The organism is Ruegeria sp. BA12, from assembly GCF_056539625.1.
This window is the reverse complement of record NZ_JBQFVF010000001.1, coordinates 696463-718069: the sequence shown is the minus strand read 5'-3', so window position 1 is coordinate 718069 and position 21607 is coordinate 696463. Positions and strand designations below refer to the sequence as shown.

Below are 21607 nucleotides of genomic sequence, written 5' to 3'. Positions count from 1 at the left end.
AGCGTTGAGCAATGGGCCGTCTAATCAAGTTCCTGTTATATCTGATTTGCCTGGGTTTTATCGGGCTGGTGGCATATGCCTATCTTGGGCCGTTTTTCGGTGCGGATTTCTCGGCGCCGCAAGACGAGATACGAGAGCCGGTAATCCTGAATGTCGAATAAGGCCGCAGTGTTCGCACTGTGTTTGGCCGGTTCGGCGCAAGCGCAGCAGGAACCTCTTTCTGTCATTGATTGGTTGAGCAACCCGCCAGAAAACCTGCCGGGAACCGTTTTGCTGGAACCGCCCGTGACACAGACCGGTGTGCGGCCAGATATCGAAGTCACACCGCTTGAGGCGCTGTCGCAACCGCTGGGGTTGGTGTCGTCCTCTGTAACGGGCCTGCCTGTGAGCCTATGGCAGAACAGTGATCCCGAACGGTTGGCGCAGCTGATCGCTCGGGTTCCTGTTAAGTACAACCCAGCAATGCAGCGGCTGTTATTCACGCTGCTATTGTCCGAAGCGCGGGCCCCTGCCGGGCCGAGTGCGGAGGAAACCCTCTTGTTAGCTCGCCTCGACCGCTTGATGCAGCTGGGCGCCGCCGATCCGACGCAATCGCTGGTGCAACTGGCCGGACCCACCGACAGCCGCTCGCGGTTTCAGCGTTGGTTCGATGCAACGCTACTGACCGGGGATGAGGATCGCAGCTGCACAGCGCTCATCGCGCAACCGCACCTATCGCTGGATTATGCAGCCCAGATTTTTTGCAAGGCGCGCCGAGGCGATTGGAACTCTGCCGCGCTAACGCTTGAGGCGGCCCATGCGCTGCAAGTCTTGCCCCCCGAGGATCTGGATGTGCTGGACCGCTTCCTGAGCCCCGAGCTGTTTGAGGATGCCGATTACCTTCCCCAGCCCGACAATCCCGATCCGCTGACTTTTCGATTGTTTGAAGCGATTGGCGAACGTTTGCCCTCGGCCCCTCTGCCGCGGGCTTTTGCCAACGCTGACCTGCGCGATGTGGCGGGCTGGAAAGCCCAGATCGAAGCGGCCGAACGCCTGACGCGGATTGGCGCGCTGACCCCTAACCAGCTATTGGGCTTGTATACCGAGCGTGCCCCGGCGGCGTCGGGTGCGGTCTGGGACCGGGTGTCAGCCATTCAGAAATTCGAAAACGCGCTGGAAACTGGTAAACCCGAAGCCATCGCCATGGCATTGCCCCTTGTGTGGGAACAGATGCGCAGTGTCGGGCTTGAGGTTCCCTTCGCCGATTTATTTGCTGGTCGCCTGTCACAAGTCTCTCTGCCGGATGACAAAGCCGAAAACCTGCGGTGGCGTATCCTGCTGCTGTCCGATCTCTATGAAACCGCAGCCGAGTCTCCGCCGGACAAATCAGAAGATGCGCTTTTTCTTACCGCTTTGGCGCAAGGTGATCCGGGGCGTGCGCGCAGCCCTTCACCTTTGGCCGATGCGGTGGCTCAAGGCTTTGCCTGGGCGGCGCCGATCCCATCGGACATTCAGGCGATGCTGAACAACAACCAGCTGGGCGAAGCTGTTCTTGAAACGATGGAAATGTTTGCTCATGGCGCCAGGGGCAATCTGGTCGATCTGACGGCTGCCATTGCGACCCTACGCCAGGTGGGCCTTGAAGATACGGCGCGGCGTGCGGCCCTGAACCTTTTGATCCTGCAGGGCACATGATCATGGCGTCCCCGGCAACTTCTGAACTTTGGATTTCCTCCTTCCTGCAAGCGCAGGCGGCCGAGCTTGGGGCAGCCAACAATACCCTGTTGGCCTATGGCCGCGACCTAAAGGATTTCGCCGCCTGGCTGCAGCGCCGCAAAACCAACTTTGCCGAGGCAGAGCGGGATCAGATCGAGGCATATCTGATCGACTGCGACACCCAAGGTCTGGCGCAGTCCACCCGTGCCCGACGATTGTCAGCGATCAAACAAATCTACCGTTTCGCGTTCGAGGAAGGCTGGCGCGACACCAACCCCGCCATTCAGATCAAAGGGCCTGGACGCCAAAAACGCCTGCCCAAAACGCTGGACGTACCCGAGGTGGACCGGCTGCTGCAAGCTGCCCGCCAGACCGGGCGCACTAAGGCCGACCGGGTGCGGAATACCTGCCTGATGGAAGTTCTCTATGCCACCGGTATGCGGGTGACCGAACTGGTCTCATTACCTGTGTCGTCAGCACGCGGCGATCCGCGCATGTTGCTGGTGCTGGGCAAAGGCGGAAAAGAGCGGATGGTACCCCTATCTCCGCCTGCACGCGACGCACTGGCGGTCTGGCTAAAGGTGCGGGATGAAGCCGAGGATCAAGTGGTTGCCGATGGCGGCCAGCGATCCAAGTTCCTGTTCCCCTCACGCGGCAAATCCGGGCATCTAACTCGGCATATGTTCTTTCTGCTGGTCAAGGAATTGGCTGTTCAGGGCGGCGTGTCACCGGAAAAAGTCACGCCGCACACGCTGCGCCACGCATTTGCGACGCATCTACTGGCCAACGGTGCCGATTTGCGGTCGATCCAGACCCTGCTGGGGCACGCGGATGTGGCGACTACCGAGATTTACACTCATGTTCTCGACGAACGTCTGGCCGAGCTGGTGTTAGAGCATCACCCACTGGCGAAAGACCCCGACAACAAGGGCTAACCCCTTGATCCGCAGGGGGCGCGCCCCCATAACGGATGCAGCAACACCAACAACCAAGGACCAATGGAACCCTCTTCTTCTCTGATCGACGGCGCATTCTGGTTTACCACAGGCGCCATTCTGCTTTTGCTCGTCCTGTCGGGCTTTTTCTCGGGTTCTGAAACGGCATTGACCGCATCGTCACGCGGCAAGTTGCGGGCGCAGGCCGACAAAGGCTCACGCGGGGCGCAAAAGGCGCTGGACATCACCGATGACAATGAACGCCTGATCGGCTCGGTCCTGCTGGGCAATAACCTTGTGAATATCCTTGCCGCCTCGCTGGCCACGGCCTTGTTCACCCGGTTGTTTGGCGAAAGCGGCGTGGCGCTGGCAACGCTTGTCATGACTTTGCTGGTACTGGTTTTCGCCGAAGTTCTGCCCAAGACCTATGCCATTACCAACGCGGAAAAAGCGGCAGCATTGGTCGCGCCGATCATCAGTATTGTGGTGACGGTTTTCTCGCCCATGGTCGCAGCCGTACGCCTGCTGGTGCGCGGTGTCTTGCGTTTGTTCGGTGTTCGGATCGACCCGGACAGCAACATTCTTGCCGTACGCGAAGAGATCGCGGGCGCGCTGCAGCTGGGCCATTCCGAAGGTGTGGTAGAAAAAGAAGACCGCGACCGCATCCTTGGCGCGCTGGATCTGGGTGATCGGACGGTGGAAGAGATCATGCTTCACCGCTCGAACATCGAGATGATCGATGCCGACGACGCGCCCGAGGCCATTCTGCAACAATGTCTGAAAAGCCCGCACACCCGTCTGCCCGTCTTCCGGGATGAGCCGGAGAACATTGTGGGAGTCGTGCACGCTAAGGACCTGTTTCGCGCCATGTATGCCCACGCAGGTGCCAGTGAAAGTGACACCAACCGGCTAAAAGAATTCGATATCTCCAAAGTGGCAAACGACCCGTACTTTGTGCCGGAAACCACGACGCTGGACGACCAAATGCGGGAATTCCTGCGGATGCACAGCCATTTTGCACTGGTGGTCGACGAATACGGATCATTGCGCGGTTTGATCACGCTGGAAGATATCCTGGAAGAAATCGTGGGGGAAATCGCCGACGAGTTCGATATCGAAGAAGATGTTCCGGTGACCCGCACCGAAGACGGGCAATTTCTGGTCGAAGGCGCAATGACAATCCGCGACGCGAACCGCGCGATGGACTGGTCATTGCCGGATGACGAGGCGAACACAGTCGCCGGGCTTGTCATACATGAGGCACAGATGATCCCGGTGGTAGGTCAGGTCTTCTCATTCCACGGGTTTCGGTTCGAAGTCACCGCGAAGGACGGCAACCGGGTGACCGAGTTGAAAATCCGACCGCTGTAACTCGGCTAAAGAAAAAACCGGTGCCCACCATCGGGCGCCGGTTTCATTTCCGGGGTTACGCGAACCAGGTACGGCTAGCGACATAGCCATCCATCAGGTCTCCGTTCGCATGTGCGGACCAACCCGTCACCTTGTCCGAATATCCGTCGATGAACTGATTGAACATCGGGTTGATCAGACCGCCCTCTTCCCAGACGATGCGCGCCATCTGGGCGTAGATGTCTTTGCGTTTAGCGGTGTCCAACTCGGCACGGGCTTTCAATACCAGCGCGTCGAACTCTTCGTTCTTAAAGTTGGTGTCGTTCCAGTCTGCGGTCGACAGATAGCCAACCGACCACATCTGATCCTGCACCGGACGCCCACCCCAGTAGGATGCACAGAACGGTTTGTTGTTCCACACTTCCGACCAGTAGCCGTCCGCCGGCTCACGCTGAATCTCAAGCGGGATACCAGCCGCTTGTGCCGACAGTTGGAACAATTGCGCCGCGTCAAGTGCACCGGCAAACGCGGCGTCAGACACATGCAGAACGATGGGCGTGCCGTCATGACCCGACGCTTTGTAATGCTCAGCTGCCTTGGCCAGATCGAACTGGCGCTGCTCCATCGACGCATCGAACAGCGGATAGGCTTCGTTGATCGGAATATCGTTCCCGACCGAACCAAAACCGCGCAGAACCTTGTCGACCAGCTCCTCGCGATTGATGGCGTATTTCAGCGCCAGACGCAGGTCTTTGTTGTCAAACGGTGCGGTGTCGGTGTGCATGACAAAGATGTAATGCCCCCGGCCCGAGGTCGCGTTGATGGTGACCCCCGGCGCGCGGCCAAACAGCTTGGCGGTACGCGGTGGCACCACGTTAATGGCGTGTACCTGACCGGCCTGCAATGCTGCCGAGCGTGCAGTGTCATCGTTCAGAACAAGAATCTCGTGGCTGTCATAATGGCCAACGTTTTCATCCCAGTGGTTGGCGAACTTCTCGAACGCATAGCGCACTCCAGGTTCATCTGCGGTCACCTTGTAAGCACCGGTCGAAACCCCCTCGCCGGGGTTATCGATCCCGCCACCCGGCTGCATGACCAGGTGATAATCCGACATCAGATACGGCAGGTCTGCGTTGGGTGTGGTCAGCGTGATCACCACATAGTCACCGTCGACCCGCACATCCTCGATCCCGCGCATGATGCCCAAAGCACCCGACTGCGAATCTTCGTTCGAGTGGCGCGCCAGGGTCTGCTGTACATCTTCAGGCGTCAGTGTCTTGCCATTGTGGAATTCGACGCCTTTGCGGATCAGGAAAGTCCAGATCTTACCGTCCTCATTCGCTTCCCAGCTTTCCGCCAGGCTGGGTGCGATCCCACCATCAGTAGTCACCACGGTCAGGGTGTTTCCATAGGCCCGCAGCGCCTTGGCCGTCACATGCGACGCCGACAATGCTGGGTCCAGTGAGTTGGTGCTTTCACCGCCCGTCAGCCCCAAAACGAAATGGCCCCCTTTTTTGGGCGTCTCGGCCAGACCGGCCTCGGCCCAGATCAGGTTCGCAGCAGTGGCTGTCAGGCCAAGTGCTGCGGCTTTGGCCATGAATTCACGGCGGCTCAACGCTTGGGGTTGGGGATCAAACTTGCTCATCTTATGTCCTTGTAGAGTAGTTACACAGGGTCCTTCCCGGATGCCTGGTAGATCGATTCCGTAACAGAACCACGACACCGTTTAGTTGATGTTTTCCGCAGATGCGATTTGCTGCGGCGACACGTTTTGTCGCATTCGGAATTGCATCCTGTTCCCCACTGATCAGACTGGCAAAAACACTGACGGAGGCCTTCATGAAACTTGAAACCCGCGTAGCAGTTATTGGCGGTGGCGTCGTCGGTTGTTCCGTGCTGTACCACCTGACCAAACTGGGGTGGTCCGACGTCATGCTGCTGGAACGCTCAGAACTCACCAGCGGCTCAACCTGGCACGCGGCGGGCGGGTTCCACACGTTGAACGGTGACACCAACATGGCCGCGCTGCAGGGGTACACGATCCGCCTGTATAAAGAGCTGGAAGAGATCACCGGTATGTCTTGCGGTTTGCACCACGTAGGTGGCGTGACTTTAGCCGACAACCAGGACCGGTTCGACATGTTACTGGCCGAGCGCGCCAAGCATCGGTTCATGGGATTGGAGACCGAGATCGTCGGGCCGGACGAGATCAAGAAGATCGCGCCCATCACCAATACAGACGGCATCATCGGTGCACTGTATGATCCGCTGGACGGGCATCTGGACCCATCGGGCACCACTCATGCTTATGCCAAGGCAGCTCGGATGGGTGGGGCCACAATCGAAACGCATTGCATGGTGCGCGAGACCAAGCAGCGCCCCGATGGCACCTGGGATGTGGTCACCGACAAGGGCACCATTCACGCCGAACATGTGGTCAACGCCGGTGGCCTCTGGGCGCGCGAGGTTGGCGCGATGGCCGGCGTCTATTTCCCGCTGCACCCAATGGAACATCAGTATCTGGTGACAGATTCGATTCCGCAGATCGAAGCGATCATCGACGCTGGCGGAGAACACCCGCATGTCATGGACCCTGCCGGCGAAAGCTATTTGCGGCAAGAAGGGCGCGGGCTGTGCATCGGGTTCTATGAACAGCCCTGCAAGCCGTGGGCCGTCGACGGCACCCCGTGGGAGTTCGGGCATGAACTGCTGCCAGACGACTATGACAAGATCACGGACAGTATCGAATTCGCCTATCGTCGCTTTCCTGTTCTGGCCGAAGCCGGGGTGAAATCGGTGATCCACGGACCGTTTACCTTTGCACCGGACGGGAACCCTCTGGTCGGGCCGGTACCGGGCATGCGAAACTATTGGTCGGCCTGCGGCGTGATGGCCGGATTCAGCCAGGGTGGCGGAGTTGGCCTGACGTTAGCGCAATGGATGATCGAGGGCGAACCGGAACGTGATGTCTTTGCGATGGACGTGGCCCGGTTCGGAGATTGGATCAGCCCCGGGTACACCCGCCCGAAAGTGATCGAAAATTATCAAAAGCGCTTCAGCGTCGCCTACCCGAATGAGGAACTGCCCGCCGCGCGCCCGAACCGAACAACCCCGATGTACGATATTTTCAGCGATCTGGGCGCTGTCTGGGGTCAGCAATACGGATTGGAAGTCCCGAACTATTTTGCCCAAGGAGACGAGCCGGACTATGAAACTCCCTCATTCCGTCGCTCGGACGCGTTTGACGCGACGGGGCGCGAAGTGCGCGCCGTTCGCAACAGTGTCGGCATCAACGAGGTCCACAATTTCGGCAAGTACCGCATTGCCGGCCCTACGGCCCGCGCGTGGCTGGATCGGATTATGGCCGGACGCATTCCACAACCTGGCCGAGTGTCTCTGACACCGATGCTATCACCCAGGGGTAAACTGATCGGAGACTTTACCGTTTCGTGCCTGGCTGAAGGCGAGTTTCAACTGACCGCATCATACGGCAGTCAGGCGTTCCACATGCGCTGGTTCCTGACACATCAGCAGAACGGCGTACAAATCGATAACATCAGCGACCGGTTGAACGGGTTTCAGATCGCGGGTCCAAAAGCAAAGCAAGTCCTGGACGCCTGCACCCGCGACAATGTTTCGGACCTCAGCTTTCTAGACGTGCGGCGTATGACCGTTGGCATGACCGACTGCATCGTGCAGCGGGTCAGCTATACCGGCGATCTGGGGTACGAGATTTATTGCGATCCGATGGCACAAAGACAGCTCTGGTGGGTTCTATGGCAGGCTGGGCAACCGCACGGGATGGTGCCGTTTGGAATGCGTGCGATGATGAGCCTGCGTCTGGACAAGTTCTTTGGCTCATGGATGAGGGAATTCTCACCTGACTATACCGCCGCGGAAACAGGTCTGGATCGGTTCATATCATTCTCGACAAACGCCGATTTCATCGGCCGAACCGCCGCCGAGCAAGACCGATCGCAGGGCCCGGCGCGCAAATTGGTGGCATTTGAGGTGGACGCCGACGACGCCGATGTGAATGCGTATGAACCGATCTGGTTGGACGGTAAGGTTGTTGGCTTCTGCACGTCTGGCGGATACTCGCACCATGCCCAAAGATCGGTTGCAATGGGGTTCTTGCCCGTGGACCGGGTGATTGACGGACTGCAGGTCGAAATCGAAATCCTTGGTCAACTGTGTAAGGCTAGGGTGATCTCGGAACCACTATTTGACGCAGATGGCGCACGCATGCGGGGATGACTCTGCCCTGTTGCGGCGGCATGGTGGTGGTATGACACAAATACCCATAATTCTATTGGCCGCTGGGCAATCCAGCCGCATGGGCGGCCAAGACAAGCTGTTGCAGATCATCGACGGCCAACCCTTGCTACGTCGCGCGGCATTGATTGCCGGGCTAGCGGCACCAGTCATCGTCGCATTGCCCTCCGCCCCGCATCTCCGTTACCAAGCCCTTGATGGATTGGATCTGCATCAGGTCGAAATTCCGGATGCCCAAGAAGGTATGAATGCCAGCCTGCGCGGCGCACTTGCGCACGTGTCTCCCGAAGCGAGCGGCGCAATGATCTTGCTGGCAGATTTGCCGGACATCACAACCGAAGATTTGCTTGCAGTGCTATCCGCGGTCCAGGCCCACCCGGACAACCTGATATGGCGCGGCGCCACAGAGAACGGCAAACCAGGTCATCCGGTCATCTTTGATCGCAGCCTGTTTGATCAGCTCAGCCGTCTGACAGGAGACGAAGGTGCGCAATCCGTGGTGCGCGCGCATGCGGACAAGGTGCATCTGCACGCCCTGCCCGGCCAACACGCGTTGCTGGATTTGGATACGCCCGCGGATTGGGCGACATGGCGCGCAAAGCGGACCATCTAAAATCGACAGGTCTGAAAGTAAGTCGGCCCGGTCGATAACGACCGGGCCGGTACCCAAAACAGGACTACCACTTTTCATCAATCCCAGAAACGCGGCCAATAATGTCTGTCGACACTCTGGCTATTCCGCCGCCGAACCTAAACAAGACCCCCTCGTTAACATGCCGCTCAGCGTTTCCAGTGACTGTGACAAGCCTTGGGCACCCCCTAGTGCCTTTGGCTCCCCCTCGCTTGGGCACGTTCATCGTCACCCATCCGTTGGATTCAAACAACGTAAAATTGGAAAGAACGGTTAATTTTGCCGATATCAGGATGGTTTTTCCGCAACATTTATTAAGCGTGAATCAACCATAAGATGAGTGCCATTTTTGCTCGAAACACTACATTTCACCATTAAGCATAAACCTAATGTGCTATCTGGTCTAAATGTTATAAATTGTTTTCGATAACCGCATTAACACTTGAAGGTCGACACAACCAAGACGGTATCACCTGAAAATCGGAGTTTGCGACGGCTGACTTGTTAACGATTTTGATTCAATTCAACCTTTTTCGCGCTTTGGCGTCCAAACCGGCAACAATCCACCGATTCGTGCTCAGTGATTCGCACAAATCCTCCGACTCCAGTCCTCGAACGTCGCGATAGAACCGCTAGTTTGTGGCAAAATTAAGATATCTTAACAATTCGCTCAGGAAACACACAGAGTGAAGGCGCATCTCCTGTTTCAACGCGCGGCCGCACCCGCGTGATATAAACAGGAGATAAAAATGAGCATCCGCAAGTCCTCACTTCTTTTGCCCGGGACAGCCAGTTGGGTTGGCGCTGGCGCACTGAGCGCCGCATTGCTGGCGACCACCGCCCTGCCCTCGATGGCCGACGAAGCACTGGCCGATCTTGTTGAAAATGTATCGCCCTCGGTCGTCACCATCATCGCCGAACAAGGTGCCACACCGGTTCCCACGCAGGGACAGGAGTTTGACTTTGACCAACACCCGTTCGGAGAATTTTTCAAACGCTTCGGCGCGCCCGAAGGGTTTAACGCCCCGCAGCGTGGACCGGCACAAGGTCTGGGTTCGGGTTTCGTTTTGGATGAAGCGGGTTACATCGTTACCAATCACCATGTCGTAGACAATGCCGAGTCCGTAACGGTTCGCATGTCGGACGACCGTACGTTTGACGCCGAGGTTATTGGCACCGACCCGCTGACCGACATCGCAGTTCTGAAGATCGACGCAGATGAAACCCTGCAGGCGGTTGAACTGGGTGACAGCGACGCCATCCGCGTGGGCGAAGACGTCGTAGCCATCGGCAACCCGTTCGGGCTGCATTCAACCGTGACGACCGGTATCGTATCGGCCAAAGGGCGCAACATCTCGCAAGGGCCGTATGCTGAATTCATTCAAACCGACGCAGCTATCAACAAAGGCAACTCGGGTGGTCCGCTGTTCAACATGGAAGGTGAAGTCGTCGGCGTAAATTCGGCGATCTACTCGCCCACCGGTGGCTCAGTGGGTCTGGGGTTTGCGGTGACATCGAACATTGTGGAACACATCGCGGCCGACCTGCGCGATGACGGCCAGGTCAGCCGGGGTTGGCTGGGTGTGTCGATCCAGAATGTCAGCCCCGAGCTTGCGGCAGCCATGGGCATCGATAGCTCAATCGGCGCGCTGGTTGCGGACGTTGTTGCCGACAGCCCGGCCGAGGGCGTTCTGCAACAGGGTGATGTCATTCTGACCTTCAACGATGAAGTGGTCGATTCCAGCAGCGATCTTCCGGTCCTTGTCGGCACCACCAAAGTGGGCACTGACAGCGTTCTGACCGTTCTGCGCGATGGCAAGGAACAACAGATCGAGTTGACCGTCGGCCAGCATCAAAGCGCATCGGCCCAGATCGATAAGTCAGTGGACGAAACCGTCTCGGGCACTGCTTTGGGCGTAACTATTGCACCGCTGACCGACACCAACCGCGCCGAGATGGGTGTGGCTGATAATGTCGATGGTGTGATCGTCACTGACCTGAAACCCGATAGCCCGGCAGCCAAAGCCGGTCTGCAACGGGGCGATGTGATCGTGAAACTGGGCGGCCAGGAAACCGCAACACCGGACGCGTTGAAGGCCGCTCTGGACAGCGAAAAAACCGACCCCGCGCTTGTTCTTATCAATCGCGGTGGAAACCAGATCTTTGTAGCGGTGGAAATCGCCTGATCTGACACCAGCGCGCGCCACGTGATGGGGAAATCTGGCGGGCGCCTCCTCGGTGGTTTGAATTGTCCGCAAACCTCCGAGACTGCCGGGTGCGATACACCGCACCCGGCAGATTGATTAGCCAACCCATGTGCTTTGCCCAAAAATTGTGTTTAAATCCCGGTAGAAAGGAACTCGCATCATGAGCCGTCGCTTGCTGATCGTCGAAGATGATGAAGACACACGAGAGTTCATCGCCAAGGGATTTGGCGAAGAAGGTTATGTCATCGAGCAGGCCGAGGACGGCCGGGAAGGTCTTTACCATGCCACCGACGGCGGGTTTGACGCGGTTGTTCTGGACCGGATGTTGCCGGGTTTGGATGGCCTGTCGCTGATCAAATCGATGCGTGCGGCGGGCGTTAAAACGCCGGTTCTGATGCTAACCGCCATGAGCGCCGTTGATGAACGTGTCAAAGGGCTGCGTGCCGGTGCGGATGACTATCTGGTCAAACCGTTCTCGTTCCAGGAATTGCACGCCCGGATCGAGGCCCTTCTGCGCCGACCGCAAGAGGCCGAGGAAAGCCCGACCCTGAATTGCCGCGACCTTGAGATGGACCTGCTGACCCGCAAGGTCACCCGCAACGGGCGCGAGATCACCCTCACCCCGCGTGAGTTTCAGATCCTCGAGTTTTTCCTGCGCCGGAAGAACCGCGTGGTATCGCGCACCATGCTGCTTGAGGGGGTTTGGGACTATCACTTCGACCCCAATACCAATGTGGTCGATGTCCATATCTCGAAACTGCGGCGTCAACTGGACGAAGGCGGCGAGCCGCCGTTGATTGAAACCGTCCGGGGCGCCGGTTACATGATATCTGATGGATAACCTGCGACTTTCCTTTAACAATTCACGCACACGCCTCGTACTGGCCAGCATGGTCCTCAGTACCTTGCTGACCGCGACCGTGCTGGCGTTGGTCTATGTAACGGCGAACCGCAGCATTGAAAGCGAGACACGCTCGGTCGTGTCGGCAGAGCTGACAGGGTTGGCGGATGAATACGAACGCCGAGGCCTGATCGGGTTGATGCGGGCGATTGAGCGGCGTCTTCCAACCGCCGCAGACCGCGATGCGTTATATCTTCTGACCGATCGCTTTGGCGTCAACCTGGCTGGCAACCTCAAACAATGGCCCGAGAATATCGCAGCCGGAAGCGGCTGGGTCGATCTGGAACTGCGCCGGGCCGAAAATGATGAATTGGTGCCCGTCTCGGCCGCCTCGGTTAGCCTGCCCGGCGGTGAACGCCTGCTGGTAGGACGCGACGCACTGGCGCGGCAGCAATTCGACCGGGTTCTGCTGCGGTCGGTCGGCATCGCGCTGGCAATTGCCCTGGCGCTGAGTGTACTCACCGGTTGGCTATTCACCCGCCTGGTCTTTTCTCGCTTGTCCGATATCGCCAACACGGCAGAGAACATCGTATCGGGCGACCTAACCCGGCGCATGCCCCTGCGCGGCACTGGGGACGAATTCGATCAGGTATCCGGGACACTCAACACCATGCTGGACCGGATTGAGGAACTGGTTAGCAATCTGCGTACAACGTCAAACTCAATCGCCCACGATCTGCGCTCGCCCCTGTCGCGGTTGAAGCAACGAGTAGAAACGCTGTCTGACCCTTCGAAAACGGATCAAGAGCGCGAGATTGATATCGCGCGGGCCAGTGTGGAAATCGACCATGTGTTGCGAGTATTGGGGCAACTGACCGAAATCTCACGCGCCGAAGCTGGTGTTGGTCGGGAACAATTCGAACCGGTCGATCTTCAGCAACTGGTGGCGGATGTAGTGGAGCTTTACGATCCCGTGGCAGTCGATCAGGGTATCCAGCTTGAGGTCACGGGTACAGCAGCGCCAATACCGGGGCATCGCCCGCTGTTGTCCCAGGCCCTGTCGAACCTGCTGGAAAACGCGATGCGCTATGCGCCGCAGGACACCACTGTCACGATCCACCTGTCCGAAGATGGTGCCTATACAAATCTGAGCGTTCGCGATCGTGGTCCCGGCGTTCCGCAAGAAGACCTGCCGCGCCTACAAATGCCGTTTGTCACACTGGACCCGGCCCGAACCGAGCGGAATGCCGGTCTGGGCCTGGCCCTTGTCGCTGCGATTTCCCACATGCATGGCGGCGCGTTTGAAGCCAGCAATTGCAATCCGGGGCTTGAAGCGAAAATCAAATTGGCACGCAAACCCTAAGTGGGCACACCGTTGATTGCCATTGTCTTGTTTTTATAGCGTTTATCAGCGGTAACATCCTCACCGAACCAATCCGGCGGAGTGTAGGCCATAGCCTCGGCTTCGGTCTCAAATTCCACCTCGACCAATTGCAGCGGGGCCAGATCGCCCTGAAACACGTCCAACTCAAACGCGCGCCCGTCGGACAACTGGCCTGTGAAACGTTCCTTTTCCACCCGGCGCCCATCGGTTTCCGGCCAGAACGTTTCGAATTGCTCGGCCGTAATTTCAGCCTCACGCTCGACCCGCACCATCGAGCCGCCACCTTTGAGGGTTAGGAAGAACCGGTCGTTCTTTTGACGCAGGCGCAGTTCGGTGGAATCGTCGGGCGCAGTCAAATATCCCTGCCGCACGACAGCTTTCTCAGCGCCGCTGAGGTCCGGCAGGTCCGCGACCAAAAACTTGCGTTCAATTTCCATGCTCATTTGCTTGAAATCACTCCGTTTTCCAATTCATCGAACAAGGACTGATAGGCAGCGCTGGCGTCACTGCGACCAGCAAAGATACTGACCGGGGCGCGGTTTTGGCCCATACGTTCGATATCGGTGGCAAAAGGTATTTCGGTTTGCAGGAACCGTTTTTTGTACTGTTTACGCATCTTCTCCATCGTTTCCAGATGCAAGATTTTGCGCCGCTGCACCATCGAAAAGAACGCCCTAATCTTTTTCTTGGGCAGCTTCTGTTGGTCAAAGAAGGCCACCAACTGCGCAAGCGTTCGCTCGGACAAAGTGGTCGGAATGACCGGCACTACGATCTGATCCGCCGCCTTAAAAACGTTCTCGGACAGGGTCGAAAAATTCGGGGGGCAATCCAGAATGATCACGTCGTAGTCACTGCCGGCGGCGGCCAGAGCCTTTTTCAACCGGGATCGCTTGTTTCGCATACGCGATAGGAACACGTCAAAGTCGCGGAAGGTCAGGTTCGCTGGCAACACGTCCAGCCCTTCGAAATCACTGGCCTTGATAGATTTGGTGAACCGGGAAATATCCTCGAAAAACCGCGCGTCGGTCAGCTTTTTTGAAGGTTTTACCCGAAAATAGAACCCCGCCGCACCCTGCGGATCAAGGTCGCACAACAACACGGTGTACCCTGCTTGCGCATAGGCATAGGCCAAGTTTACCGAGGTTGCGGTTTTACCCACACCGCCCTTGTTGCTGTAGCAGGCAATGATCTTCACCAGTCAATCCTCCTTTTGGCGAAACAGGGCTCGGAACAGGTTCTGAATCTCGGGGCTATCGAAATGCCGAAAATTGGCAATCACGTGGTCGCGCTCAGCTTTTTGGCGCTGATCGAGTACGGCGATCAACCCTCCGACGGCCATGGCAAGCGGCGCACTTGTCCGATTTCGGGCATCACTTTGAGTGGAAACAAAATTAAGCAGCGCCTCTTGTTGCACCGAATAGTCATTGAACAAACCCAAATTATCTTGCATTTTTTTCAATGGCTTAATGAGCGTTCTGAAATTACTCTTGTCGAACAAAGGTGCAAAGAACTCCATCAGATAGCGCAGCTTCTTGCAGTCTATCCGCAGTTCATGCACCGCCTCGTCTGGAGTTTTCGGGGTAATCCCACGGGCAAGCTTGCATACTTTTCGGTAGCGTTTCCAGATCAACGAACGGGCATAGTCATAAGCTCTGAGCTCGGCGTTGGGTCCGGGTTCCAACCGTTTAGTATCAGCAAACAGTGCTAGAAGTTGCTTCATCTGTCTGCCATAGGCGGCACTGCGCAAACGCCGACTCAGCACAGCAAGTTCGCGGGTACGTTCTTTTTTAAACTGCGCGAACATCGCCTCGACACCGGGATGAAGGTTAGGCGGTATCAATTTGAAATAAATGTCTTTTTCCAAAAGATAGACATCCAAATCCCGCACCCGCCCCGTAGACGCCATCAGGTCCGAGAATTCGCGTTTTAGTGCGCTTGTCTGATCTGGCGAAAACACGCCTTTGAACAGGCTCAGCACGGACCGCACGCGCCTGAGCGAGACGCGATAATCATGCAAAAATTCCGTGTCTATATCCGCGACGATCCCTGCCTCATTCCGGCGCGCGACCTCCAGATAGGTGCGGATGATATCCACCGCCACTTCGATCGAGGGTTCCTGTTTGCCCAACTCGATATCGGGTTTGGCATTGTAGGCAGGGAAATCTGCAAAAAGGCCTTGCATGACCACCTCTGCACCTGACGCGCCAGCCGCCAATTCCCCTAGCGCCAAACAGACCTTTTGAAAGGCGCGTTTATACCCGCGCAGGGGTTGAACGGTCAGGATCGTCACCTGCCCGTGGTGTGTGCCCAAAGTCAGGGCGCGGCCGCGAACTTGTGTTTTTTGCAGATCGTCCAATACGGCAAAGGTGCTGCTTTTGATGGTGCCAGAGCCGATACACATAAGCGCGCGCAACTTTGGGAAATCTTTCAACGCCGCGCGGACAGGTCCATCCGGCAAGTCCTGTACGAACATGCCTGTGCCGCCGCCATCCTGAAACAAAAAGTCCCTGTCGTTCAGCAGCTGCAACGAGCCGCCTGTTTCGATCAATAACCGGCCTTTGGCCCGTAGCGACTGATCATGGCTGTCTAGCAGGTCAAAGGAGCGGGCAGCGGAAGGCGGTTCAAACGCGATCGTCAACCCCTTAACTAATCCTGAGAATTCGTCCTGGTCGAACTTGCCTGAAAGGACGAACACCCTGCGTTTCCGCCCCATCACCCGCGCCTCGTTTTCAAGGCATCAAGGCTTCGTAGTGCCGTGCCATCGAACTGCCAGCGCGGGTTCTTGCCGTGTCTCTTAGCGGTCTCCCGGTTCTTGAACATCGGCACCCTCATGACAGCATGGTGCCATGAAATCGTATACTATTCCGTCTGGCAAGCTTGATGTCTTACTGACCGTGCGTCAGGTCGACAGCCCCTAAACACCCCGCTAAAAGTGGCGCATGTCCGACCCTATCTCCTCAATCCGCAACCTCGGCCCGGCTTACGAACAAGCCTGCGCCCGCGCAGGTATTCATTCGGCGCAGGAATTGCGTGAATTAGGTCCCGATAAAGCCTATTCCCGGCTTTTGCAGACAGGAACCAAGCCGCATTTCATCGGCTATTACGTGCTGGTCATGGGGTTGCAGGGCCGACCGTGGAACGATTGCAAGGGCGATGAGAAAAAGGCCCTGCGGCAGCGGTTCGATGCCATTAAGGCCAGCGTCACCGCGATGCCTGAAACCCAGATGATCTCGGATCTGGATGCAATCGGTGTGCGGGTGTCTGCCGACGACCTCAAGCCGAAATAAAAAGAGCCGCACCCGTAAACGGGAGCGGCTCAAGAATCCGATCTGACGGCGGCTTAGCCGACCAGTTCGATGCCCGAGAAGAAGTAAGCGATTTCAACCGCTGCAGTTTCCGGAGCGTCCGAACCGTGGACCGAGTTTTCACCAACCGATTCAGCAAACTCGGCGCGGATGGTGCCGGGGGCTGCGTCTGCAGGGTTGGTTGCGCCCATGACTTCGCGGTTCTTTGCAATGGCGCCTTCGCCTTCCAGAACCTGAACAACAACCGGAGCCGACGACATGAATTCGCACAGTTCGTCATAGAACGGACGCTCGGCATGCACGTCATAGAACTTGCCAGCCTGAGCTTTGGTCATGTGGATGCGCTTTTGCGCAACGATGCGCAGGCCGGCTTCTTCGAACTTGGCGTTGATCTTGCCAGTCAGGTTGCGGCGGGTTGCATCAGGTTTGATGATCGAGAATGTGCGTTCCAGTGCCATGTCGGCCTCTCCTTAACATAAGGCGCGGGGTCGCGCCGAAATCCATCGCGCGCCGCGTAGCACGGTCTGTCTGATATGAAAAGGACTATGATGCGCAGCGGCTCAGATCGTCTCGGGCAGTGGGTCCTGACGGTCAACCCAGCGCACATAAACCACGGCCAACAGTCCGGCAAAGCTGCATGCCCACATCATACCCAAAACCAGAAACGGCCCGTTGTCGGGGCTGACCCATAACCCGGTCAGCGAGGTCAGTACCGCCCCAAGCGCCACGATCATCGCACCTGACAAGCCAGCGGCGCTGCCTGCCAGTTTGGGCCGGACAGACATCAGCCCGGCCGAGGCATTGGCGTTGGTCAATCCGTTGCCAAAGCCAACAAAAATAGCCGACCCGAAGAACACCCAGACCGAGCCCAGATCCGCAAGAAACAGAAGAAGACCCAAAAGCGGCCCGGTTGACGCGACCATGCGTCCGATCAGGATCATGGTTGTCAGTGGTGTTCTGGCGGCGATCCGACCCGTGATGAAATTCCCCACCATGAAGCCACCGGTGATGATGCCGATCCCCAATCCCAACATCGCGGGGCTTAGATCGAACCAAGCAGCGGCGACAAGGGGCGCGCCGGTGATGAAACTGTAGAACCCGCCGATCGAAAACGATGCACACAAGGCATAACCCCAGAACCGGCGAGCACGAAAAAGGTGGGGGTATTCACGCAACTGCGCCGCGAAGGTTGAAGAACGGTTGGTATTGGTCTCACCCATATCGACCCACAGCAACAGCAGCATCCCCGCCCCTAAGCCGGAGTACAGAACAAAGCCTGCCCGCCAGCCGAACAGGCCGTCCAGCGCACCGCCTAGCATTGGCCCAAGCATCGGGGCCAGCGCCATCGCCATGGCCACATAGCCCAGTTTGCTGGCGGCCTCGTTCGGCGGGTATATGTCCCGGATTGCGGCGCTCGACAGCACAGGCCCGGCAACCACAGCCGCCTGCAACAGACGAAAGCCCAGAAAGGCCCAGATTGATTCAGCTAAAACGCAACCAACCGAGGCCACAACAAAGACCGACATACAGATCAGCAAAACGGGCCTGCGACCAAATCGGTCGGACAGCGGCCCCATGATCAGTTGCAATACTGCTGACACCGCCAGATATCCGGCCACCGACAGGTTCACCAATGCATAGTCGACCTGAAAATCCCCGGCCATTCGGGCCAGCGACGGCAGGAACATATTCAGCGTCAGCACGGAAATCGCCGTGGCGAACACCAAAGTGATCAGAGAGGGAGGCGAAGAAGCCGCGCGCATGTTAAAACCGTCAAAATCCAACCGGACCAGCGCTAGCACATAGGCTGATCGATGAACATGCCAACCCGCTGGCGGCGTCTGACATGCTCTGTTATGAGCGGCTCATGTTACGGATCGAAGACATCACCTATGCGGTCGAAGGCCGCCCCCTGTTTGACGGTGCCAGCGCCACCATTCCCGATGGACACAAGGTTGGTCTGGTTGGGCGTAACGGCACCGGCAAGACCACTCTGTTCCGCTTGATCCGGGGCGAGTTGGCGCTGGAATCGGGCAATATCGTGTTGCCGAAACGCGCACGGATCGGCGGCGTGGCGCAAGAGGTCCCCTCGTCCGACGTGTCGCTGATCAACACGGTACTGGCCGCCGACACCGAACGCAGCGCCCTAATGGCCGAGGCCGATAGCGCCGAAGACCCCGCGCGCATTGCCGAGATTCAGACCCGGCTGGCGGATATCGACGCGTGGTCTGCCGAATCCCGCGCAGCCTCGATCCTCAAGGGTCTGGGGTTCGATGACGAAGACCAGCTGCGCCCCTGTTCGGATTTCTCGGGCGGTTGGCGGATGCGCGTGGCGTTGGCAGCAGTGCTGTTTTCGCAGCCCGATCTGCTGCTGCTGGACGAGCCGACCAACTATCTGGACCTAGAAGGCGCACTGTGGCTGGAAAGCTATCTGGCCAAATATCCGCATACGGTGATCATCATCAGCCACGACCGCGGGTTGCTGAACCGTGCGGTGGGCTCGATCTTGCATCTGGAAGACCGCAAACTGACCTACTACGCGGTGCCTTATGACAAATTCGCCGAACGCCGGGCGGAACGGCTGGCGCAAGCGGAATCGGAAAACGCCAAGGCCAAGGCCCGCATCGCTCACCTGCAGAGCTTCGTGGACAGGTTTCGGTACAAAGCATCCAAAGCCGTCCAGGCCCAGTCGCGCCTGAAGATGATCGAACGCATCCAGCTGGTCTCGACCCCACAAGAGGCCGCGCTGCGGGCGTTTTCATTTCCTGAGCCCGAGGAACTGTCCCCTCCGATCATCCAGATCGAAGGCGGTATGACTGGCTATGGCGAAACCGAAGTATTGCGCCGTCTGAACTTGCGCATTGATCAGGACGACCGCATCGCGTTGTTAGGTAAAAACGGTCAGGGAAAATCGACGCTGTCCAAGCTGCTATCCGACCGCCTGCCCCTGATGGCGGGGAAGATGACCCGCAGCAACAAACTCCGCATCGGGTATTTCGCACAACATCAGGTGGATGAGCTTCATGTGGACGAAACACCGCTGGACCACCTGCGCCGTCTGCGCCCAGATGAGGCACCGGGCAAATGGCGATCACGTCTGGCCGGGTTCGGGCTGAACGCGGATCAGGTGGAAACGCTGGTTGGGCGCCTTTCGGGCGGCCAAAAGGCCCGCTTGTCGTTGCTGATCGCAACCATCGACGCGCCTCATATGCTAATCCTGGACGAACCGACCAACCACCTGGATATCGAAAGCCGCGAAGCGCTGGTCGAGGCGCTGACTGAATACTCCGGCGCAGTCGTTCTGGTCAGCCACGATATGCATCTACTGTCACTGGTTGCTGACCGACTTTGGCTGGTCTCGGACGGAACGGTCAAACCCTTTGACGGAGACCTTGAGGCTTATCGCGCCATGCTGCTGGCCCGTGACAAACCGGTCAAAGAGAAACCCAAGGCGGCGAAACCCAAACGCCCTTCGCGTGATACGATGCAGGCCCTGCGCGCCGAACTGCGCAAATGCGAGGACCGGATTGAAAAGCTGACGGACATGCATGAGAAACTGTCCGCAAAACTAGCAGATCCAGCATTGTACGAAGATGACCGCATCAACGATCTGGAAACCTGGAACCGGAAATTTGCCGAAGTGGTTGAAGCCATGAAAAAGGCCGAGACTTTGTGGGTGGCAGCCGCCGAACGACTTGAACAGGCAGAAACAGCAGCATGATAGACAGCGCATTCCTTATCACCGCGTTCACGACGCTTTTCGTGGTCCTCGACCCGCCGGCCCAAACGCCTATCTTTGTGGCGTTGACCCAGGGCATGGACTGGCACACCCGTCGCTCAATCGCGATCAGGGCCTGTTTGACAGCAGGTGTGATTTTGGCCGCCTTCGCCGCCTTCGGTGAGGCCCTTCTGGGGTTTGTAGGCATCTCGATGGAAGCGTTTCGCGTCGCAGGGGGCGTTCTGTTGTTTCTGACCGCGCTCGACATGCTGTTTGAACGCCGCACCAAACGTCGGGAAAACAGTGCCGAGGAAGAGGAACATCCGGATCCATCGGTATTTCCGCTGGGTATTCCACTGATCGCTGGCCCCGGCTCGATTGCGACCATGATCCTGCTGGCAGGTCAGCAGCCCGGTATTCAGGGCTTGGCCGTGGTCGTCGGAGTAATGCTGGTCGTGTTGGCAATGGTCTTTGTGATGTATCTGACATCTGGGGCGGTGGCACGTGTATTGGGCAAAACCGGGCTGAATGTGTTGACCCGGCTGCTGGGCATGCTGCTGGCGGCGTTGTCGGTTCAGTTTATTTTGGACGGGCTTAAAGCCTTTGGTTTTGCGTCGTAAATCCCCATATAGATTAAAGTGAGCGTGGTAAGGGGTACGGCATGGACGGCGACAGCATTGGACGTTTGGTATATCTGGCCGTGCTTGGTGCGGCGGTGGTGGCGTGGTTCGTCTCGCAGAACCGTCAGTCTCTGAACAAGACCATGCAACAGGCGATGGCCTGGGTGTTCATTTTCGTCGGTGCCATTGCCGTTGTCGGACTGTGGGAAGACATCCGATCAACCGTTGGCCCTGCCCCGCAGATGACTGTCACTGGCGAAACGATCGCGGTGCCTCGGGCACGTGACGGCCATTATTACCTGCCCGTTGTGGTTAATGGAGAGCCGATAACCTTTCTTGTCGACACCGGTGCCAGCCAGATCGTGCTGAGCGATCAGGACGCCCGACGCATTGGTATTGACCCTGACCAACTGAACTATCTCGGCCGCGCCTCGACCGCAAATGGAGAGGTCCGCACCGCACCCGTTCGGCTGGATAGCCTTGAGCTGGGGCCGATCACCGATCACAACGTCTCGGCCTGGGTCAACGAAGGCGATTTGCGCCAATCGCTACTGGGCATGGATTATCTGCATCGCTTTTCGAATATCCAGTTCGCGGATGGCCGTCTGATCCTGTCTCGTTAAAGGGTCTGCGGCGGCATTTCCGA

At 57.8% G+C, this 21607-nt stretch carries 19 protein-coding genes; 13 read left to right on the top strand and 6 right to left on the bottom strand.

Annotated elements, in window-relative coordinates; all coding sequences use genetic code 11:
* Positions 1-11: 11 nt before the first annotated feature.
* The 4 genes from ACR0B0_RS03535 (at position 12) to ACR0B0_RS03520 (ending at position 4001) form a co-directional block, all read left to right on the top strand.
* Positions 12-161 (top strand): hypothetical protein, encoded by a 150-nt coding sequence (locus tag ACR0B0_RS03535; protein WP_170348465.1) that lies wholly within the window; start codon positions 12-14, stop codon positions 159-161.
* Entirely contained in the window at positions 151-1674 is a 1524-nt protein-coding gene (locus ACR0B0_RS03530; RefSeq protein ID WP_480646439.1) for a hypothetical protein, read from the top strand. The genes ACR0B0_RS03535 and ACR0B0_RS03530 overlap by 11 nt, the downstream gene beginning before the upstream one ends.
* 2 nt (positions 1675-1676) lie before the next feature.
* Entirely contained in the window at positions 1677-2630 is a 954-nt protein-coding gene (locus ACR0B0_RS03525; RefSeq protein WP_170374983.1) for a tyrosine recombinase, read from the top strand.
* Between the two features lie 63 nt (positions 2631-2693).
* On the top strand, positions 2694-4001 hold the full coding sequence (locus tag ACR0B0_RS03520; RefSeq protein ID WP_170358106.1) for an HlyC/CorC family transporter: 1308 nt from the start codon (positions 2694-2696) through the stop codon (positions 3999-4001).
* Between the two features lie 55 nt (positions 4002-4056).
* Here the strand turns inward: ACR0B0_RS03520 and ACR0B0_RS03515 are convergent, their stop codons facing one another.
* Positions 4057-5625, bottom strand: coding sequence for an ABC transporter substrate-binding protein (locus tag ACR0B0_RS03515; RefSeq protein WP_480646437.1), 1569 nt, complete (start codon positions 5623-5625; stop codon positions 4057-4059).
* Between the two features lie 194 nt (positions 5626-5819).
* On the opposite strand from ACR0B0_RS03515, the gene ACR0B0_RS03510 reads away from it, so the two are divergent.
* The 5 genes from ACR0B0_RS03510 to ACR0B0_RS03490 all read left to right on the top strand — a co-directional run bounded on the left by ACR0B0_RS03510 (position 5820) and on the right by ACR0B0_RS03490 (position 13297).
* Positions 5820-8237 carry a GcvT family protein gene (locus ACR0B0_RS03510; RefSeq protein ID WP_170348460.1) on the top strand — a complete coding sequence of 806 codons (2418 nt, stop codon included), beginning with the start codon at positions 5820-5822 and terminating at the stop codon, positions 8235-8237.
* Positions 8238-8268: 31 nt separating this feature from the next.
* Entirely contained in the window at positions 8269-8868 is a 600-nt protein-coding gene (locus ACR0B0_RS03505; protein ID WP_170348459.1) for a nucleotidyltransferase family protein, read from the top strand.
* Positions 8869-9635: 767 nt separating this feature from the next.
* Positions 9636-11072 carry a DegQ family serine endoprotease gene (locus ACR0B0_RS03500; protein WP_170348458.1) on the top strand — a complete coding sequence of 479 codons (1437 nt, stop codon included), beginning with the start codon at positions 9636-9638 and terminating at the stop codon, positions 11070-11072.
* A gap of 181 nt (positions 11073-11253) precedes the next feature.
* A complete protein-coding gene (locus tag ACR0B0_RS03495; RefSeq protein ID WP_170348457.1) occupies positions 11254-11934 on the top strand; it encodes a response regulator transcription factor in 681 nt (226 codons plus the stop codon).
* Entirely contained in the window at positions 11927-13297 is a 1371-nt protein-coding gene (locus tag ACR0B0_RS03490) for a sensor histidine kinase (protein WP_480646434.1), read from the top strand. The genes ACR0B0_RS03495 and ACR0B0_RS03490 overlap by 8 nt, the downstream gene beginning before the upstream one ends.
* Here the strand turns inward: ACR0B0_RS03490 and ACR0B0_RS03485 are convergent.
* Genes ACR0B0_RS03485 through ACR0B0_RS03475 form a run of 3 tightly spaced genes read right to left on the bottom strand, consistent with a single transcriptional unit; the run spans position 13294 to position 16013 of the window.
* A complete protein-coding gene (locus ACR0B0_RS03485; RefSeq protein ID WP_425080781.1) occupies positions 13294-13755 on the bottom strand; it encodes a CYTH domain-containing protein in 462 nt (153 codons plus the stop codon). The two genes, ACR0B0_RS03490 and ACR0B0_RS03485, sit on opposite strands and share 4 nt — an antisense overlap.
* A gap of 2 nt (positions 13756-13757) precedes the next feature.
* Positions 13758-14513, bottom strand: coding sequence for a ParA family protein (locus ACR0B0_RS03480; RefSeq protein ID WP_480646432.1), 756 nt, complete (start codon positions 14511-14513; stop codon positions 13758-13760).
* A gap of 3 nt (positions 14514-14516) precedes the next feature.
* Complete coding sequence (locus ACR0B0_RS03475) at positions 14517-16013, bottom strand: CHAD domain-containing protein (RefSeq protein ID WP_480646430.1); 1497 nt, start codon at positions 16011-16013, stop codon at positions 14517-14519.
* 244 nt (positions 16014-16257) lie between these two features.
* Here ACR0B0_RS03475 and ACR0B0_RS03470 point away from each other — a divergent pair, with 244 nt between their 5' ends.
* Positions 16258-16605, top strand: coding sequence for a TfoX/Sxy family protein (locus tag ACR0B0_RS03470; protein ID WP_170505042.1), 348 nt, complete (start codon positions 16258-16260; stop codon positions 16603-16605).
* 53 nt (positions 16606-16658) lie between these two features.
* On the opposite strand, the gene ndk is transcribed toward ACR0B0_RS03470, so the two are convergent.
* A complete protein-coding gene (gene ndk / locus ACR0B0_RS03465; RefSeq protein WP_008757405.1) occupies positions 16659-17081 on the bottom strand; it encodes a nucleoside-diphosphate kinase in 423 nt (140 codons plus the stop codon).
* Between the two features lie 102 nt (positions 17082-17183).
* A complete protein-coding gene (locus ACR0B0_RS03460) occupies positions 17184-18386 on the bottom strand; it encodes a multidrug effflux MFS transporter (protein ID WP_480646427.1) in 1203 nt (400 codons plus the stop codon).
* A 104-nt stretch (positions 18387-18490) separates the two neighbouring features.
* Between ACR0B0_RS03460 and ACR0B0_RS03455 the strand changes: the two genes are divergently transcribed.
* The 3 genes from ACR0B0_RS03455 to ACR0B0_RS03445 are packed head-to-tail and all read left to right on the top strand — an operon-like array spanning position 18491 to position 21584.
* Entirely contained in the window at positions 18491-20344 is a 1854-nt protein-coding gene (locus tag ACR0B0_RS03455) for an ABC-F family ATP-binding cassette domain-containing protein (RefSeq protein ID WP_480646425.1), read from the top strand.
* Positions 20341-20961, top strand: coding sequence for a MarC family protein (locus tag ACR0B0_RS03450; protein ID WP_170348449.1), 621 nt, complete (start codon positions 20341-20343; stop codon positions 20959-20961). Before ACR0B0_RS03455 ends, ACR0B0_RS03450 begins: the two co-directional genes overlap by 4 nt.
* Positions 20962-21002: 41 nt before the next feature.
* The gene (locus ACR0B0_RS03445; protein ID WP_170348448.1) at positions 21003-21584 is read left to right on the top strand and encodes a retropepsin-like aspartic protease family protein; all 582 of its coding nucleotides are present in this window, start codon (positions 21003-21005) and stop codon (positions 21582-21584) included.
* Positions 21585-21607 lie beyond the last annotated feature (23 nt).